This is a genomic window from Bradyrhizobium sediminis (genome assembly GCF_018736085.1).
GTDB lineage: Bacteria > Pseudomonadota > Alphaproteobacteria > Rhizobiales > Xanthobacteraceae > Bradyrhizobium > Bradyrhizobium sediminis.
This window is the reverse complement of sequence record NZ_CP076134.1, coordinates 23,426-41,534: the sequence shown is the minus strand read 5'-3', so window position 1 is coordinate 41,534 and position 18,109 is coordinate 23,426. Positions and strand designations below refer to the sequence as shown.

Below are 18,109 nucleotides of genomic sequence, written 5' to 3'. Positions count from 1 at the left end.
CAGTGAGTTAGCCGGTATTCAAGCGGTCCGGCGGTGCTACCCGAGGGGAGCCCGGCGGCGGCATCCGCGTCAGGCTTCTTCAGGTAATAAAAAAGAGCGGGTCCGGAAGGGGCCCACTCTCAATACGCGATCGTATGAGAACCATAAGTTGCGGCTGATATAGCGGTTTTTCCGCGATCCCACAAGGCCCGCGAGGCCGGGAAGCCAGCGATTCTAGCCCGTTTTCGCCCGGGTCCGGAATCTAACCCTTCCTTCATGAACCCCACCTAGGCTCCGAAAAACCCGCCAATCCGGCGGGTTTTGAGTGTGTTTTCGATGAACGCCGCCACATCGCTGATCCCCGGGCTTGATCAGATCGTCAGACATGGCGATCCCAAACGCCGCGCCGACGCCGCGCGGCGGATCGCGGATCTGTTCCTGGAGGGGGCGGCGAAATTCCGGCCCGACCACGTCGAGCTGTTCGATGGCGTCCTCACCGGTCTCGTTCCGCACACCGGGCTCGCGGTGCGTGTCGATCTGGCCGAACGGCTGTCGATTCTCGCCAATGCGCCACGCGGGCTGGTCGGACAACTCGCGCGCGACGACGAGATCTCGATCGCAGGTCCGCTGTTGCGCCGGTCGCCGGTCATCGACGAGCAGGCGCTGGTTGAAATCGCACGCATCAAGGGCCAGGGCCATCTGCTGGCGATGTCGGAGCGGCGGATGCTTTCGACCGATCTCACCGATGTCATCGTGCAGCGCGGCGATCGCGAGGTCGTCAGGCGCGCCGCCGGCAATGCCGGGGCGCTGTTTTCGCATGACGGATATTCCAGCCTGATCAAGCGCGCCGGCCAGGACGCGGTGCTGACGCTCGCGGTCGGCCAGCGCGCCGACCTTTCGGAACCGCAGTTGAAGGATCTGCTGGCAGGGTCGATCGACGTCATCCGCCGCCGCCTGCTCGAAGTGGCGAGGCCCGACCGCCGGGCCGAAATCAAGCAGGCGATGAGCGATATCTCCGGCATGACCGAGCGGGTCGAGAGCCACCGCGACTTCGCGCCGGCGCAGCGCACAATCCTTGCGCTGCATGGCGCCGGCGAGCTGAACGAAGCCGCGCTGCTCGGCTTTGCCAAGGACCACAAATACGAGGAATCGGTTGCCGCGCTGTCGGCGATGGCGGCGGTGAAGATCGCAACCCTCGACCGCCTGATTTCGGGCGACCGCTACGATCCGATCCTGATCGTCGGCAAGACCATCGGTCTTGAATGGGCCACCGTGCGCGCCCTGATCCTGCTTCGGCTGGGCAAAAACCGGGTAGCCTCGCCGGCGGACATCGAGGGCGCGCGCGTGAATTTCGCGCGGCTGATGCCGTCGACCGCCGAAGGGGTGGTGAGGTTCTGGCAGACCCGCCAATCGGCGTGATGGTCTAACCTTCGTCATTGCGAGGAGCGAAGCGACGAAGCAATCCAGCTTCATTCTTGGTGTGGCGGTGGATTGCTTCGCTTCGCTCGCAATGACGGAGGAGCTTCAACCCCCTCCCAATCGCGAAAGCAGGGCGCTATGCTGCCGTTACAGGCGCGGCACAGCGCCATCGGGGGAAAACGAAATGCTGACCGAAGCCGACATTCAATTGCATGCCGACAGGATCCGCGACGACGGATACACCGTGATCGAAGGCGCCGCCGCTCCCTCGCTGGTCGAGGGGCTGAAGCAGGCGCTGGAGCGCATCGAGCGCGAGCACAATCTCGGCCCCGCCAAGACGTCGTTCGAGGGATTCAAGACCGTCCGCATCAATAATCTGCTGACCTATGACGACATCTTCTGGGAAGTGCCGCTGCACGAGAATGTGCTGCCGGTGGTCGAACGGGTGCTCGACAAGGAATGCCTGCTGTCGTCGTTCTGCTCGCTGGTGCTCGGTCCCGGTCAGGAGGCGCAGCCGATCCACGAGGACACGCAGTTGATTCCGCTGCCGCGGCCGCACATCCCGATCACGCTCAATGCGATCTGGGCGCTGTCGGACTTTACCGGCAACAACGGCGCCACGCGGATCATCCCCGGCAGCCACAAATTTCCTTCCTCGCCGGAATACGGCAAGGACTACGACGCCGTCACCGCGACCATGCCGGCCGGCAGCGTGATGCTGTTCGACAGCGCGCTCTGGCACGGCGGCGGCGCCAACACCAGCGATGGCAGGCGCTTTGCGTTTTCCTGCGCCTATTGCTGGGGCTGGATGCGGCAGCAGGAAAACCTCCAGCTCGGCATTCCCCATGAGACCGCGCGGCGGTTTCCGCGGCGTTTGCAGGAACTGTGCGGCTACAGCGTCTACAAGGGGCAGTTCGGACACATCGACAATCACGACCCGATCGAGCTGCTGGGCCGCGAGCGCGGCAAGCGCATGGTGTGGGAAGCAACCGATGTGCGCAAGGCGCGGATGGCCGAAGCGATGAAGCAGTAGTTTCTTCCCGTCATTCCGGGGCGATGCGGAGCATCGAACCCGGAATCTCGTTCCCCAAATCATCTCGAGATTCCCCGATGTGCAATTGCACATCTGAGGTTCGCGCTAACGCGCGCCCCGGAATGACCTTGGTTAGTCAGCCGATCCTTCGAAATCTCAAATACGCTGCCTGGCGGCCTTCGCGCTCGGCCTTAACGCCGTAGCGCGTCATGGTGTAACCGGGCCACGGCAGCCGCCAGTCGGAGGCCTTCCCCGCGGTCCAGATGAAATCGGTCGAGCGCGCAAGGTGTGCCAGCGTCCAGGCGCAGTAATCCGCAATATCGCTGACAAAGCGGAATTCGCCGCCCGGCTTCAGCACGCGCGCCATGGCGGCGACGGTTGCGTCCTGCACGAAGCGCCGCTTCCAGTGCCGCCGCTTCGGCCAGGGATCGGGATGGATCAGATCGATTCGATCGAGCGAGCGCGGTGGCGCCCAGGCCACCAGTTCGGCGGCATCGCCGGCGAACAGCCGGATGTTGCTGACATTATGCGCCTCGATCTGCGTCAGGATCTTTGCCATGCCGTTGACGTAGGGCTCGCAGCCGATGAAGCCGGTACCAGGAAAGGCGCGGGCTTCCGCGATCAGATGCTCGCCGCCGCCGAAACCGATTTCGAGCCTGACCTCGTCGGCCGGCGGATCGAACAGCCCGGCGAGGCCAAGCGGGCTCGGACCGGCGATGTCGAGCGCAAGGCGCGGCAGCAAGTGCTCGATCAGATCGGCCTGATGGATGCGGAGCTTGTGACCCTTGCGCCGTCCGAAAAACGATCGGGGCGAATGGGCGTCGGCGCCATCGTCGGGCGACGGATCGTGGTCGACCGGATCCCGGGGGGCGATACTCATCGCAGCGTCTGGTACAGCCGATGCAGCAACCGGGTTCGTGGCTCGATCGATGAAATGTACATCTGCTCGTAATGGGTATGCGCGCCCTGGCCATCGACGCCGAGGCCGTCGAGCGTCGCGGTATGGGGCGCGGTGAAATTGCCGTCGGAGCCGCCGCCGGTGAATGTGTCGACCAGGTCGAAGCCGATTTCCGCGGCGAGCTCCCTGGCATGTTCGTAGAGCGCGGCGCCGGCATTGCCCTTCTCGTAGGGCGGACGGTTCAGTTCGCCTGACACCTTGACGCTCACCCCTTCGGTCCGCGATGTCAGGTTGAGGATCTTGGCAACGAGATCGTCGGCATCCGCCATGGTGGGAACGCGCAGGTCAACCTCGGCATAGGCCTCTTCCGCAACGACGTTGGGCTTGGTGCCGCCTCTGATGACGCCGACATTGACGGTCACGCCGCGCTTCAAGTCGTTCAAGGCTTCCAGCGTCTGAATGACGTTGGCGAGTTCGCGGATCGCGCTGCGGCCGTCCTCGGGCCGTGTGCCGGCATGGGCCGGGACGCCCTTGACGAAGACATCGAAGCGTCCGACGCCCTTGCGCCCGGTGACGATCTTGCCGCCGTCGCGGGCAGGCTCGGTCACCAGCACGTATTTTGCCTTGCGTCCCTCGGCCTCGATCAGCGCGCGCGAAGTCGGGCTGCCGATCTCTTCGTCGGAGACATAGAGCTGGGTCACGCCGAGCGGCGAACGCTCGCCACTCACCGCAAGCTGCCTGAACGCGTGATAGGCCAGATAGGCGCCGCCCTTCATGTCGTAGATGCCGGGACCGAAGGCGCTGTCGCCCTCGATCCTGAACGGCAGGCGTTCGATGAATCCCATCGGATGGACCGTGTCGAGATGGCTCAGCACCAGGATTCCCGGCGCGTCCTGGCCCCATGACGAGCGCGCAACGACATGATCGCCGCAGCCGGAATGTCCGGCGATGCGCTCGATGGTGGCGGGCAAATCGCGATAGCCCTCTGCGACCAGCGTCGCGAGCTTGTTCACCTGTTCGGGTGCTTCCGTCGGCGTCTCGATTTCGACCCAGCGGCGGATGCCGTCGAGGATGGCTTTGGAATTGAAAGGATTGGCGGAGGTCGGCATTTTGTTCCCTTTGGAGGGATTCAACTATCGTCATTCCGGGGCGCGCGCTAGCGCGAACCTCAGATGTGCAATTGCACATCGGGGAATCTCTGCGCCGCATCATCTCTGGATTCCGGGTTCGCTCGCTTCACGAGCGCCCCGGAATGACGACGTGCCTCAGCGCTTGTCGGGTGCTTCGCGCGTGGCGATCTGTTCGACCAGTTCGACGATGCTGCGCCGAAGCTTGGCATCGGTGATCCGCGTGAACGCACGGGTCAGTGCCAAGCCTTCCGAGGTCGCCAGGAAATCGGAAATGTAGGCCGGCGAGGTGCCCTCTCCGAAACCTCCGGCGCTCGCGATGCCGCTCGGGCCTCCCTCGAACAGGAACGAGACCGGCACCTGAAGGATCTCGGAGATCTGCTGAATGCGGCTGGCCCCGACCCGGTTGGTGCCTTTCTCGTATTTCTGAACCTGCTGGAACGTCAGGCCCAATGCTTCGCCGAGCTTTTCTTGGCTCATGCCGAGCATGATACGGCGCATGCGCACACGACTGCCGACATATTTGTCAACAGGGTTGGGCGCTTTGGTCGACATGTCCAACACTCCTTGGGATTGCGCCTGCAGGATGAGGCAAACGAATTATGCCTCAGGCGACAGTACGGTCAAATCCTGCTCGAGCTGCGTCGGCGCGAATGCAGACAATTTGAGCATTGAACTGATCGGGTCCGGGCTCGATTGGCGGGCGCAGAATGCGAATTGCATAGTCGATCTGTCAACTGTGGATTTCCGAGCGCCTGACCAATCTGCCGGCAACCGAATCAACCAAAGTTATGCAGGCGTCAGGACGCTCGCTTGGCGACGCGCCGCCGAAGCACCACAAGCAAGGCGGCGGCGACCAGGATCGCGGCAGGAATATCGCCGATGCGCGCGTAAATCGTCGGCGCAATGGCGGCGGGCAGGGCGGAATCCAGCACGCCTTCGACGCCGAGACCGAGCCGTGCGACGACCCGTCCCGACGGATCGATGACGGCCGAGATCCCGGTGTTTGCCGCACGTACCATCGGCAAGCCCTGTTCGATCGCGCGAATGCGAGCCTGTTGCAGGTGCTGATAGGGGCCGGTCGAGATTCCGAACCAGCCGTCATTGGTCAGGTTGACCATCCAGCCGGGACGGTCTTCGCGCGACGCAACGTCTTCGGGAAATATAGCTTCATAGCAAATCAAAGGTAGCATGCGCGGCGCGTTCGGTATCTCCATCGGACGGCGTCGCGTGCCCGCAATGAACCCGCCCTGAACCCTGGTGAGCTGTACGAAGCCGAGTCTTTCCATCCAGTCCTGGAACGGCAGATATTCGCCGAACGGCACCAGATGCAGCTTGTCGTAGACCGACAGCACGCTGCCGTCGTGATCGATGGTGTAGATCGAATTATAGGCCCGCGTGATCCTGACGCCGGGCGGCAAATCGGGCGCCCGCACCGAACCGGTGATCAGGATCGTGCCCTTGGGCAAGAGCCCGGCGATCTGCGCCATCGCATCGGCTTCGCGGGTCAGGAAAAACGGAAACGCCGATTCCGGCCAGATCAGGATGCTGGCGTCGCGCACGCCGGTGGATTGCGGCCCCGAGGCGCGGTCGGACAGCGCCAGGTATTTCTGCATCACCTCCGCCTTGGCGGCGTAATTGAATTTGACGTCCTGCTGCAGGTTGGGCTGCATGATTCGCAGCTTTACCTTGGCGACGAAAGCCGTCGGCTGCAGCGACAAGCGCGCGACGCCGAAAATTCCCATTGCGACCAGCAGCAACAGCGCCAGCGCAGGCGCGATCCACGGCCGCCGGCCGGCCGAAGCTCCATCGATCAGAACGGCGGGGCTTGCGAAGATCGCAACGCTCAGGAACGTCAGGCCCCATAGCCCGATCAGCGAGGCCGTCTGCGCCAGCGCCAGCGGCTCGGTCAGCGCATAGCCGAACGCATTCCACGGAAAGCCGGACAGCGCATGGCCGCGCAGCCATTCGCTCGCCGTCAGGCTTGCCGCGAGCGCGATCACGCGTGAAGCGTCGGCGGTCCAGATCAGGCGCGCCAGCGCGAAGCCCAGCGCGGTGAACAGCGCCAGATAAGCGGGCAGGCCGAGGACGGCAAAGGGCAACAGCCAGGCGAAGGTGGGGGCATCGACCAGGAACGCATAGCCGATCCAGTACAGGCCCGGCACGAAATAGCCGAGGCCGAACCACCAGCCGGCCACGGCCGCCGCCGGCACGCCGCGCCAGCGTCCGGCGCCCGCGCCATCGATCAGCCAGACCATGGCCGGAAAAGTCACGAACAGCACCGGCCAGGCATTGAACGGCGCCATCGCCAGGGCCGACAATGCGCCCGCGGCCAGCGCAATGGCGGCGCGCTTCCAGCCCCATGACAGGATGATCGCAAGACCGGCGGCGCGGAGTTTTTCTGTCGGCTTCACTGCGAGCCGGCTCCATCGCCGTTGTCGTTTGCCTGCGGTGAACCTGCCTCCGGCGTCGCGTCGCGGCGGCGGCTTTCGCGCGTCGCGCGCGCCGCGGGACGTTCCTTGCGGGTGGCAATGCGCAGCCGCTTGACGCGCCTCGGATCGGCGTCGAGCACCTCGATTTCGAAATTGCCGGGGCCCGAAATCACCTCGCCGCGCACCGGCAGGCGGCCGACATGGGTCACCAGATAGCCGCCCAGAGTTTCGACTTCCTCGCCGGCCTCGCCGGTGACGAATTCCTCGCCGATCACGGTGCGGACATCGTCGAGGCTGGCGCGCGCATCCGCGATGAAGGAATTGTCCGCCTGCCGCACGATGGCCGGCGGCTCGTCGCTGTCATGCTCGTCGTCGATCTCGCCGACGATCTGCTCGACGATATCCTCGATCGAGACCAGTCCGTCGGTTCCGCCATATTCGTCCACCACCAGCGCCAGGTGAATCCGCGAAGCCTGCATCTGCGCCAACAGATCGATCGCCCGCATCGACGGCGGCACGAACAGCAATTTGCGGATGATGCCGGCGTCCGCCAGCGGCATCGCGAGATCGATCGCGCGCAGGTCGAGCCCCGCCGGCGGCGGCTTCTTCCGCTTGGCCTTGCTGGTGTCGGGCACCCGCGCTTTCGCGGTCATGTACGCCAGGAGGTCGCGGATGTGAACGATGCCTTCGGGATCGTCGAGGGTTTCGTTGAAGACCACCAGCCGCGAATGCGCCGCGCTTTCGAACAGGCCCATCAATTCGCCGAGCGGAATGTCGCGCTTGACCGCGACGATGTCGGCGCGAGGAACCATCACGTCGGCGATGCGCCGCTCATGCAGGCCGAGGATGTTGCGCAGCATGGTGCGCTCGATGGCGGAAAACCCCACCTCGTCCGGGGTGCTTGCATCGAGCACGACCTGCAGGTCGGCGCGGACCGATCCCGGCTTCCAGCCGAACAGCGTGCGGATCGCCCGCATCAGCCAGTTGTCGGCAACGGGACGCAGCACCTCGCCGTCCTGCACCACCGCCGGCAAGTTGCGCGTGTCGCGCGGATTGTCTCTGGTATTGTCCTGGGTCGGTTCGGAGTCCGGCATCTCAGTCCATCCGCTCCCGGTCCGCATCCGGATCGCGATCCGCATACGGATTGGGAATGCCGAGTTGCGCCAGGATCTGCTGCTCGAGCGTTTCCATGGCCTCGGCGTCGACGTCTTTCTCGTGATCGTAGCCGATCAGGTGCAGGAAGCCATGGACCGCCAGATGGCTGAGGTGATGATCGAACGGCTTTTGTTCGTCATCGGCTTCCTTGCGCGTCGTCTCGTAGGCGATGGCGATGTCGCCGAGCATGCGCGGCGCATCGTCGGGGCCGCCTGCGCCGGTCGGCTGCAGCGCCGGAAACGACAGCACGTTGGTCGGCTTGTCGATGCCGCGCCAGTTGCTGTTCAGCGTGCGGATGCCGGCGTCGTCGGTCAGCATGACCGCGAGTTCGGCGTCGCCGGTATCGGCATCGACGGTCTCGGCCGCCGCCGCGATGGCGCGATGGACGACGGCTTCGGCGTCGGGCTCGGCCTGCCAGCAATCGGCGACGACGAGAACCTCGGTCATGGGTAGCGCAATGGGCGGCATCGGTCCGGAATTTCTGTTGCGGCCGGAATTGGCTTCCGGCGCGCGGTCCTCGGTCAATTCTCGCATCACTGCTTGCTGGCTGCCGGCCGCTGCGGCAATCCTTCATAGGCGGCGACGATCCGCGCCACCAGTTCGTGGCGGATCACGTCTTCGGCGGTGAATTTCACCTGCGCGATGCCCTCGACGCCGTCCAGCAGTCTCGCGGCTTCCGCAAGTCCCGAGGTCTGGCCGTTCGGCAGATCGACCTGGGAGGGATCGCCGGTGATGATCATGCGACTGTTTTCGCCGAGCCGCGTCAGGAACATCTTCATCTGCATCGAGGTGGTGTTCTGGGCTTCGTCGAGAATGATGGCGGCGTTGGTCAGCGTGCGGCCGCGCATGAAGGCGAGCGGCGCGATCTCGATTTCGCCGGCCTGCAGCGCGCGCTCGACGATCCGCGAATCCATCAGGTCGTACAGCGCGTCGTAGATCGGCCGCAGGTAGGGATCGACCTTCTCCCGGAGGTCGCCGGGCAGAAAGCCGAGCCGCTCGCCGGCCTCGACCGCTGGGCGCGACAGGATGATGCGATCGACTTCCTTGCGCTCGAACAATTGCGCAGCGTGCGCCACCGCGAGCCAGGTCTTGCCGGTGCCGGCGGGACCGATGCCGAACACCAGTTCGTGGCGCTTGAGCGCGCGGATATAGGAATCCTGGGCGGCGGTGCGCGCCCGCACCGGACGCTTGCGCAGGTTGATGGTCTCGAACGCCGATTTTGCCGTCTTGGCGTCGAATTCGAACAGCGAACCCTGCGCGATCACGGCGCGGATCGCGCCCTCGACGTCGCCCTGCGCCAGATCGTGGCCTTGGGTGGCCTGCGCATACAGCGTCTCCAGCACGCGCCGCGCGGCGTCGCAGCCGTCGCGCGATCCGGCGATGGTGATGTGATTGCCACGCGAATCGACCACGACGCCGAGCCGCCGCTCGACCAGCGCCAGGTTCTGTCCGTAGGGCCCGACCAGGGCGGAGGCCGCGCGGTTGTCGTCGAAATCGATGACGACTTGCGTCTCGGGCGGGATTTGCATGTCGCGGTCAAATTTGCGGCTGGGAGCGAGTGAAGGCGAATCCGATGCGCTTTTTGGCAAGGGTTCAGGCTCCCATTGTCGGTTGAGAAGAATCGGTCATTCGAGAAAAATCGGCCGTTCGAGAAGAAGCAGGGGCCGCGAGCTCGCCGAGCAGGCTGTAGCGCTCGAGGCTGGCGATGGTCACCGGCAGCACCTGTCCGATGATGTCGGGGGACGCCATCACATGCGCCGGCTGCAAATAGGCGGTACGGCCGACGATCTGGCCGGGGTTGCGGGCGGCGCGTTCGAACAGCACATCGACGGTGTTGCCAATCGCAGCCGCATTGAAGGCCGATTGCTGGCTGTCGATCAAATCCTGGAGCCGCACCAATCGCTGGTCCATTTCTGCCGCTGACACCGTCTCCCGCATGTCCGCCGCCGGCGTTCCGGGCCGCGGCGAATATTTGAACGAATAAGCGCCAGCGTATCCGATTTGCCGGACCAGCGCGAGGGTCGCCGAAAAATCTTCCTCAGTCTCGGTGGGGAAACCCACGATAAAATCCGACGAAAATGCAATATCTTGCCGGATCGCGCGGAACCGGTCGATGACGGCCCGGTACTCGTCGGCGGTGTGCTTGCGGTTCATGGCCGCCAGAATCCGGTCGGAGCCGGACTGGACCGGAAGGTGCACGAACGGCATCAGCCCGGGCAGATCGCGATGCGCCGCGATCAGGGTGTCGTCGACGTCGCGGGGATGGCTGGTGGAGTAGCGCAGGCGCGCAATGCCCGGGATCTCAGCCAGGCGACGCAGCAGCGCGCCGAGCGGCCAGGTCCGGCCGTCCGGCCCTTCGCCGTGATAGGCATTGACGTTCTGGCCGATCAAGGTGATTTCGCGCACGCCATTGTCGGCGAGTCTGAGCACGTCATCGACGATTCTGGCGACCGGGCGCGAGACTTCCGCGCCGCGCGTATAGGGCACGACGCAAAACGTGCAGAACTTGTCGCAGCCTTCCTGCACCGTGACGAAGGCCGAGATGCCGCGCGAGCGGATCGCATCGGGCTTCGGCGGCGGCAGAAAGCCGAACTTGTCCTCGACCGGGAATTCGGTTTCCAGCGCGCGGCCGTGGCTCTTCGCCCGCGCCAGCAGCTGCGGCAGATGATGATAGCTCTGCGGGCCGACCACGACATCGACGGCAGGCGCGCGGCGAATGATCTCGTCGCCCTCGGCCTGCGCGACGCAGCCGGCCACCGCGATGCTCATCTGGCGGCCATTGCGCGCGGCTTCATCCTTGACGACGCGCAGCCGTCCGAGCTCGGAGTAGACCTTCTCGGAGGCCTTTTCGCGGATGTGGCAGGTGTTGAGAATCACCAGATCGGCGTCATCCACGTCAGCGGTCTCGACAAAGCCTTCCGGCGCCAGCGTATCCACCATGCGTTGCGCATCGTAGACGTTCATCTGACAACCGTATGACTTGATATGCAGCTTGCGCGGCGGACCCATGGAACCTGACTGATGTGCTGAGGTGGCGCCATTGCGGCGCAGGGCTCAGATATAGGCTAAAGCGCTGGAAATCCAGCTTTTACCGTCATTCCGGGGCGCGCGGAGCGCGAACCCGGAATCTCGAGATTCCCCGGCGCGCAATTGCGCACCTGAGGTCTGGTGCTAACGCACCATCCCGGAATGACAGGATCCGGCACTTAGATGACGGCGACCTGGGCTCCGATTTGCCCGATTAGCCCCGGCAATTGCCGCATATCGTCAAAGGTCGTGACGGCCCCGGCCGCGCGCAGCGTGTCACCGTAACCGGGCCGGCAATGGCTGCCGCCGTGGAAACCCAGCACGGTCATCCCGGCGGCGACCGCGCCAGCGATGCCGGGAAGGCTGTCCTCGATCACCAGGCATCGCGCCGGCGTGGTTTGCATCTGTTCGGCCGCGAACAGAAACAGGTCCGGCGCCGGCTTGCCATTGGGTACCTGCACGGCGGAGAAAATGTGCGGTGCGAACCGGTTGTACAATCCGACGCGGTTAAGACTGGCGCTGATTTTCTCCGGCGGGCCGCTCGATGCGACACAGACGGGTAGCGCAATCGCGGCCAGCGCCTCGTCGATATGGGGTGTGGCTTCTAGCGAAGCCGCAAACAGTCGGAAAATCTCGGCATATACTTGGGCGTGGAAGTCGTCTGGCAGGCTGCGGCCCATCTCAGCTTCGACTTCGAGAGTTGCCTGACGCATCGAGCGGCCGAGGAAACGATCGAGCACCTGTTCTGCCGTGATCGGATAACCGTGGCGCGTCAAGTTTTCCGCGTGCGCGCGGCATGAAATGACTTCGCTGTCGACCAGCACGCCGTCGCAGTCGAAGATGACGAGATCGAGCGGGTCTTTGTCGTGACGCGTTTTCTTCACGCGAACCGGTATCCACTTCGCTTGAAAACGCTATGGCTCAGGATTTCCACGCGATCAGGATTTTTCGTCGTCCAGCGGGACGCAATATAATTCAAGGCGGTGATCGACCAGCTTGTAGCCGAGCTTGCGGGCGATTTCGGCCTGCAGCTTCTCGATCTCCTCGGAGGTGAATTCGATCACCTTGCCGTCGCGCAGATTGATCAGGTGGTCGTGATGGCTGTCGCGCATCTGCTCGTAGCGGGCGCGGCCCTCGCGGAAATCGTGCCGCTCGATGATGCCCGCGTCCTCGAACAGCTTGACGGTGCGATACACCGTCGAGATCGAGATCTTGTCGTCGACTGCGACGCAGCGGCGGTACAGTTCCTCGACATCGGGATGATCGGCAGCCTCCGCCAGCACGCGCGCGATGACGCGGCGCTGTTCGGTCATGCGCATTCCGGTGGCGGCGCAGCGGGCTTCGATACCGGTGGCCTTGAGTACAGAGGTGGGTTTCAGTGCGGTCATGACTAGCCTGCCTTCGGCAAAGCCGCATGATTCGCCATAAGCCATGCCCTCGGACCTGCCCCGAGGGTGCAAGCGGGTGGCAATCAGATCATGCGCCCTTTATGGGCCCCTTCTGCCACTCCGCGCGGGTTACGACAAGTCGCGGCGCATCAGAAGGGCGTTCAATTGTTGCCCGTTGGCCTCCCGGTAATAGCGTTCCCGGCGTCCCACGACGGCAAATCCGGCCCGTTCGTAGAGCCGCCGCGCCGGCTGATTATTTTCCTCAACTTCGAGGAATACCGTGCGCACGCCGCGGCCGGCGAGATGGCCGAGATGGGTCAGCAGCAGGTTCCGGGACAGGCCGCGGCCGCGATGATCGGCGGCAACGGCGATCGACAGGATTTCGGCCTCGTCCGCCGCCAGGCGTGATACCGCGAAGCCGATGATCTTGCGACCGAGTCTCAGGCGATGCACCAGCGTGTTGCGCTCGGTCAGCATCGCCTCGAACTCACCTTCGCCCCAGCCGCGGTGAAACGAAGCGCCGTGCAATTGCGCCAGACGGGCCGCGTCGCGCTGGGTCGCAGGTTCGACCACCGCGGTGCCGCCGCTCCACCAATCGGACAGCCAGGAGCTTATTTGACTCATCATGACGCCGGCGGCTGCGAGGCTCGCTGCAGCAGGTTCGTCGAAGGCTTGGCGTCCGGCGCGCGCAGATAATAAGGCCGCGCCGGTGCGGTATCCGGACTGACGGCGGCCGCCAGCCACGCCACCCAGGCGATATCAGGCGCCGGTTGCGCATCGACCCTGAAAGGCGGCGGTGCATCTGCCGGCCAGCGATCGGCGAGGATTTTGGCGGCATTGCCGACCAGATGCGGCGCGCCGAATCGCGCCGCGTTGAGCGCCTGCTCGATCGGGGCGACCTGCGGCCGGATCAACGAGCTGCCGTCGCCGCTCACGACCTGAAAATACACGTGGTCGTGCCGCGCATCGATCGCCGAGATCACCGGATGCTCGCCGTTCTGGGCAACCACGGGCGCGGCATAGGCCGTCAGCGTGGTCAGCCCGACCACCGGCTTGTTGGCGGCGAGCGCAATGCCGCGCGCGGCGGACAGCCCGACCCGCAAGCCGGTAAAGCTGCCCGGACCGGTGGTTGCCGCGATCCGGTCGAGCGCCGCAAAGCCGATGCCGGATGCCGTCATGACGCGCCCGATCAGCGGCATCAGGGCTTCGGCATGGCCGCGCTTCATCGCCTGCGATTCCTGCGCAATCAGCCTGCCGGCGTCGGTGTCCAGCACGCCGGCGGCGCAGGCGTCCAGCGCGGTGTCGATGGCAAGGATCAGCATGGGAAGGGGGCGAATGGCGAGTGACGAATGGCGAATGAAAGGTCAGCGGGAGTTGTGTCCTTCGCCCGGCAGCCTGTTGCTACTCGCCATTCGCTACTCGCCATTCGCGTCCCGATCACATCGGCCGGACTTCGACCACGTCGGGCACGAAATGCTTCAGGAGGTTCTGGATGCCGTGCTGCAGCGTCGCGGTGGATGACGGGCAGCCCGCGCAAGCGCCCTTCATGTTGAGATAGACGATGCCGTCCCTGAAGCCGCGGAAGGTGATGTCGCCGCCGTCATTGGCGACCGCGGGGCGCACCCGGGTCTCGATCAGGTCCTTGATGGTCGCAACCGTCTCGGCGTCGGCCTCGTTGAAGAACTCATCCTCCTCGTCGGCGGCCTCGTCGCTCCCTGCACTGCCGTCGGCCAGCAGCGGCGCGCCGGACATGTAGTGCTCCATGATGGCGCCCAGGATCGCTGGCTTGAGGTGCTGCCAGTCGCCGTCCGCCTTGGTCACGGTGACGAAGTCGGAGCCGTAGAACACGCTGGTAACGCCGGGGACGCCGAACAGCCTTTCGGCGAGCGGCGAGCGCGCGGCGGCGTCGCGGTTGGTGAATTCCATGGTGCCGCCATCGAGCACGGCGCGGCCGGGAATGAATTTCAGGGTGGCGGGATTGGGCGTGGCTTCGGTCTGAATGAACATGGTTTTCTCCGGCGTCGCCGGTTCAAGGCCGGCGCGTAAGCTTCCTTAGCAGATGGCCCCCGCAAACGCACGGTCAAGGGGCGGGATAGCACCCATGCCCGTCGTCCCCGCGAACGCGGGGACCCATAATCCCGGAGGGAACATTTTGTTCTCCGTAGGCCGGACAAAGCCTTGTCTGCCGCTGTCGGCCAGTGAGGGGGTACGGCGTATGGGTCCCCGCGTTCGCGGGGACGACAATCGCTACGACAGCCCGTCGATGTCCGCGTCGCTGAGGTCGCCGGGCACGATCACGACGGGAATCGGGAACGAGCCGACCGTCTTGGCCATCGTGGTGATGATCGGGCCGGGGCCTTCCGGGCCGGGATTGGCGGCCAGCACCAGCATCGAGATATCGACGTCCTTGTCGATCACGTCGAGGATCTGGTCGGTCGGGTCGCCCTCGCGGATCACGCGCTCGGGCGTGATCGCGGCGATGCCATTGGCGCGTCCGGCGGCGCGATCGAGCGCGGCATTGGCGTCGTCCTGGGCCTCGGCGCGCATGATATCGGCGACCCCCAGCCATTGCTGGTTCTGGTCCTCGGTCTCGATCACGCGCAGCATCACCACGCCGCCGCCGACGCGTATCGCCCAGCGGCTGGCATAGTAGACCGCGCGGTCCCATTCCGCGGTGTCGTCAACGATAACCAGACATTTCGGCTTGTGACCCGTCTCGTAGCTTCGTCGCTGGGTGGTCATGCATGTCCCGATGCTGCGCCAAACCGGCGCATGCTGCCACGGCGCAGCCATGCTCCACAAGCCGCTGCGGGAAAGCTGTGCGCTGCGTCAATTAGGGCAAGGGCGTGGAAACCGAGCGCCGGCTGACGAAACCCACGATATCTTTCGTCGCCTGCATGGTCTCGGCGGCGATGGCGCGGGCGCGGTCGGCACCGTCGACCAGGATCGAATCGACATGGCCGGGGTCCGCCACCAGCCGCTTCATCTCGGAGGCGATCGGCGACAGCCTGGATACGCAGAGTTCCACCAGCGAATTCTTGAAGCTCGAGAACTGCCCGCCGCCGAAGTCGCGGAGCACGTCGGCTTTGCTGCGGCCCGAAAGGGCGGCATAGATGCCGACCAAATTGTCGGCTTCGGGACGCGCCTCAAGGCCTTTTTCCTCCGACGGCAACGGCTCCGGATCGGTCTTCGCCTTGCGGATCTTCTGCGCGATGGTGTCGGCGTCGTCGGTGAGATTGATCCGCGAATTGTCGGACGCATCCGATTTCGACATCTTCTTGGTGCCGTCGCGCAAGCTCATCACCCGTGTCGCCGGCCCGGTGATCAGCGGTTCCGGCTGCGGAAAGAACAGGCCGTCGTTGAACCCATGGCGGCGTATCGATTCGCCGAAATCATTGTTGAATTTCTGCGCGATGTCGCGGGACAGTTCGAGGTGCTGCTTCTGGTCCTCGCCGACCGGCACGTGGGTGGCGCGATACACCAGGATGTCGGCCGCCATCAGCACCGGATAATCGTAAAGTCCGACGGACGCGGCCTCGCGATCCTTGCCGGCCTTGTCCTTGAACTGCGTCATGCGGTTGAGCCAGCCGACTCGCGCCACGCAATTGAAGATCCAGGCCAGTTCCGCGTGTTCGTAGACCTGGCTCTGGTTGAAGACGATGTGCTTGTTCGGGTCGATCCCGGAGGCGATGAAGGCCGCGGTCACCTCGCGGGTGTTGCGCGCGAGCTCGGCCGGGCCGCCCCACACCTCCACCGGCTGCGTGATGGCGTGCAGATCGACCACGCAATACAGGCAGTTGTGGGTTTCCTGCAGCTTCACGAAATTGACGATCGCGCCGAGGTAATTGCCGAGATGCAGATTGCCCGTCGGCTGGACGCCCGAAAATACCCGTTCAACCATCGCCATTGTCAGCTTCCCGCGGATGTCATTCGTTTCGCGCCGTCGTTTGCCAATAGGCGCGACGCGCCGTCGTTTGCCATGCGGGCCTCAGTCGCGCAAGCCGGGAGCCCTGGTTTGCCGGATCGCGGTCACCGCACGGCCCAACTGGTGACGCCGAACAGGGCCAGAAGCAGGCCGTAAATCGCGATTCCGCCGGCTATCAGCCCGCCCAGCAGCGCGGCCTGCGCAAGTCCATGCGCGTTCGCGGCCAGCGGCAACGCCTGCGTCGCCGTCAGCCACAACAGCCCGCCCATCGCAAAAGCCGCCGCCACGATGCGCGGCAGCCGCCGGCGCGCTGCGGCATCGATCGAGAATCCGAATGTCGCGGCCCCGCGCCGGATCAGGCTGAACGCGCTGCTCCAGGCCCCCAGCGCGATGCTGGCCGCGATGCCGCCGGCGCCGAATATCCGGCCGAGCACCACGGCCAGCACGATCGCGACCGCCATCCCCTTGAGCGCTGCGAAAAGCGGCGAAAGCGTATCCTCGCGTGCGAAGAACGCCGGCGACAGCGCCTTCACCAGCACGTGCGCCGGCAGGCCGAGCGCCAGCCACATCAGCGCCTGCGCGGTAGAAGCGGTATCGGCTGGCGTGAAGGCGCCGTGCTGGAACAGCATCCGCACGATCGGTTCGCCGAGCGCGATCAATCCCAGCATCGCCGGCAGGGCCAGCCCGACCGATAGTTCGAGCCCGCGCGATTCGGCGTGCGCGATGGCGCTGCTTTTCTCCCCTTGCATGCCGCGCGTCAGCTCGGGGATCAGCACGGTGCCCATGGCGACGCCGACAAGCCCGAGCGGCAGCTCGATCAAACGGTTGGCGAAATAGAGCCACGACACCGAAGACGGCGACGACGACGCGACCACCGCGCCGGCGACGACCAGCAATTGCGGCGAAGCGCTGGCGATCATGCCCGGGATCGCCTTGCCGAGAAACCCGCGCATCTGCGGGTCGAACGCGATCCGCAGCGGCGTTGCGACGCCGCCGCCCCGGCGCAGCAGCAGGATCAGCAATTGCAGCAGCCCGGCGATGCCGACCGTGGAGGCCACGATCAGCGCGGCATCGACGGCATCCTGCCGCCGGCCGAGCAGCGCCGCCATGATCGCGATCAGCGCGATGTTGAACAAGACAGGCGAAAACGCCGTCAGCGCGAAGCGGCCTTGCGCATTCAACAGCGCCATCATGACCGTGACCGGTCCCGCGAAGGCGAGATAAGGCAGCATCAGGCGGGCGTCGTCGACGGCGAGTTGCAGCGTCGCGGTCCCGGTAAAGCCCGGCGCCAGCGCGGTCATCACCAGCGGCATCAACAGGCCGAGCAGCGCCGTCGCCGCCACCAATGCAGCACTGACGGTGCCGAGCACGCGGCCTGCGAAGGCGGCGGCCGCTTTCGCGCCCTCGGCCTCGCGGACGCGCAGCCAGGCCGGCACCAATGCTGCGTTCAATGCCCCCTCGGTCAGCAGCCGTCTCACGACATTGACCCCCTGGAACGCCACCAGGAAGGCGTCCGCAACGGGGCCGGCGCCGAGCAGCGCCGCAATCATCGAATCGCGCGCGAATCCGAGCAGCCGCGAGGCCAGCGTTCCCGAGGATACCGTGAGGAAGGAGCGGATCATGCAGGGCTTCTATAGAGCATGATCCGGAAAAGTGGGCACCGGTTTTCCCTCGCGACAAACGCGGAACGCGTCTGCGCGGAGATCATGCTCAAACAAACAGCTCG

General features: G+C 65.0%; 18 protein-coding genes. 2 read left to right on the top strand and 16 right to left on the bottom strand.

All coding sequences use genetic code 11. The features are described 5' to 3' along the window. Positions 1 to 315 precede the first annotated feature (315 nt). Together KMZ29_RS00190 and KMZ29_RS00185 are read left to right on the top strand one after the other, a co-directional pair. Entirely contained in the window at positions 316 to 1,398 is a 1,083-nt protein-coding gene (locus KMZ29_RS00190; RefSeq protein ID WP_215621959.1) for a DUF2336 domain-containing protein, read from the top strand. A 184-nt stretch (positions 1,399 to 1,582) separates the two neighbouring features. Continuing rightward, on the top strand, positions 1,583 to 2,431 hold the full coding sequence (locus KMZ29_RS00185) for a phytanoyl-CoA dioxygenase family protein (RefSeq protein WP_215621958.1): 849 nt from the start codon (positions 1,583 to 1,585) through the stop codon (positions 2,429 to 2,431). A 136-nt stretch (positions 2,432 to 2,567) separates the two neighbouring features. Here KMZ29_RS00185 and trmB read toward each other — a convergent pair whose 3' ends face one another. From trmB to murJ, 16 genes are all read right to left on the bottom strand, one after another. Beyond that, complete coding sequence (gene trmB / locus KMZ29_RS00180) at positions 2,568 to 3,311, bottom strand: tRNA (guanosine(46)-N7)-methyltransferase TrmB (protein WP_215621957.1); 744 nt, start codon at positions 3,309 to 3,311, stop codon at positions 2,568 to 2,570. Next, positions 3,308 to 4,438 (bottom strand): M20 family metallopeptidase, encoded by a 1,131-nt coding sequence (locus KMZ29_RS00175; RefSeq protein WP_215621956.1) that lies wholly within the window; start codon positions 4,436 to 4,438, stop codon positions 3,308 to 3,310. The genes trmB and KMZ29_RS00175 overlap by 4 nt, the downstream gene beginning before the upstream one ends. 156 nt (positions 4,439 to 4,594) lie before the next feature. Next, positions 4,595 to 5,011: a helix-turn-helix domain-containing protein gene (locus KMZ29_RS00170; protein ID WP_215613949.1), complete on the bottom strand. Its 417-nt coding sequence runs from the start codon at positions 5,009 to 5,011 to the stop codon at positions 4,595 to 4,597. Between the two features lie 245 nt (positions 5,012 to 5,256). Next, the gene (gene lnt, locus KMZ29_RS00165; RefSeq protein ID WP_215621955.1) at positions 5,257 to 6,870 is read right to left on the bottom strand and encodes an apolipoprotein N-acyltransferase; all 1,614 of its coding nucleotides are present in this window, start codon (positions 6,868 to 6,870) and stop codon (positions 5,257 to 5,259) included. Further along, a complete protein-coding gene (locus tag KMZ29_RS00160) occupies positions 6,867 to 7,982 on the bottom strand; it encodes a hemolysin family protein (protein WP_249779798.1) in 1,116 nt (371 codons plus the stop codon). The genes lnt and KMZ29_RS00160 overlap by 4 nt, the downstream gene beginning before the upstream one ends. A gap of 1 nt (position 7,983) precedes the next feature. Further along, a complete protein-coding gene (gene ybeY, locus KMZ29_RS00155; RefSeq protein WP_215624074.1) occupies positions 7,984 to 8,511 on the bottom strand; it encodes an rRNA maturation RNase YbeY in 528 nt (175 codons plus the stop codon). A 65-nt stretch (positions 8,512 to 8,576) separates the two neighbouring features. Then, on the bottom strand, positions 8,577 to 9,632 hold the full coding sequence (locus KMZ29_RS00150; RefSeq protein ID WP_215621953.1) for a PhoH family protein: 1,056 nt from the start codon (positions 9,630 to 9,632) through the stop codon (positions 8,577 to 8,579). A 4-nt stretch (positions 9,633 to 9,636) separates the two neighbouring features. Then, positions 9,637 to 11,052, bottom strand: coding sequence for a tRNA (N6-isopentenyl adenosine(37)-C2)-methylthiotransferase MiaB (gene miaB, locus KMZ29_RS00145; RefSeq protein ID WP_215621952.1), 1,416 nt, complete (start codon positions 11,050 to 11,052; stop codon positions 9,637 to 9,639). A gap of 197 nt (positions 11,053 to 11,249) precedes the next feature. Beyond that, the gene (locus KMZ29_RS00140; RefSeq protein ID WP_215621951.1) at positions 11,250 to 11,954 is read right to left on the bottom strand and encodes an HAD family hydrolase; all 705 of its coding nucleotides are present in this window, start codon (positions 11,952 to 11,954) and stop codon (positions 11,250 to 11,252) included. 54 nt (positions 11,955 to 12,008) lie between these two features. Beyond that, complete coding sequence (locus KMZ29_RS00135) at positions 12,009 to 12,458, bottom strand: Fur family transcriptional regulator (protein WP_215604160.1); 450 nt, start codon at positions 12,456 to 12,458, stop codon at positions 12,009 to 12,011. 129 nt (positions 12,459 to 12,587) lie between these two features. After that, entirely contained in the window at positions 12,588 to 13,073 is a 486-nt protein-coding gene (gene rimI / locus KMZ29_RS00130; RefSeq protein WP_215624073.1) for a ribosomal protein S18-alanine N-acetyltransferase, read from the bottom strand. 8 nt (positions 13,074 to 13,081) lie between these two features. Then, positions 13,082 to 13,780 (bottom strand): tRNA (adenosine(37)-N6)-threonylcarbamoyltransferase complex dimerization subunit type 1 TsaB, encoded by a 699-nt coding sequence (tsaB, locus tag KMZ29_RS00125; protein ID WP_215621950.1) that lies wholly within the window; start codon positions 13,778 to 13,780, stop codon positions 13,082 to 13,084. A 115-nt stretch (positions 13,781 to 13,895) separates the two neighbouring features. Continuing rightward, entirely contained in the window at positions 13,896 to 14,465 is a 570-nt protein-coding gene (locus KMZ29_RS00120; protein WP_215621949.1) for a NifU family protein, read from the bottom strand. Between the two features lie 240 nt (positions 14,466 to 14,705). Continuing rightward, complete coding sequence (locus KMZ29_RS00115) at positions 14,706 to 15,200, bottom strand: universal stress protein (RefSeq protein WP_215604157.1); 495 nt, start codon at positions 15,198 to 15,200, stop codon at positions 14,706 to 14,708. A 91-nt stretch (positions 15,201 to 15,291) separates the two neighbouring features. Beyond that, on the bottom strand, positions 15,292 to 16,365 hold the full coding sequence (trpS, locus tag KMZ29_RS00110; RefSeq protein ID WP_215621948.1) for a tryptophan--tRNA ligase: 1,074 nt from the start codon (positions 16,363 to 16,365) through the stop codon (positions 15,292 to 15,294). Positions 16,366 to 16,487: 122 nt separating this feature from the next. After that, on the bottom strand, positions 16,488 to 18,005 hold the full coding sequence (murJ, locus tag KMZ29_RS00105; protein ID WP_215621947.1) for a murein biosynthesis integral membrane protein MurJ: 1,518 nt from the start codon (positions 18,003 to 18,005) through the stop codon (positions 16,488 to 16,490). Positions 18,006 to 18,109: the final 104 nt, after the last annotated feature.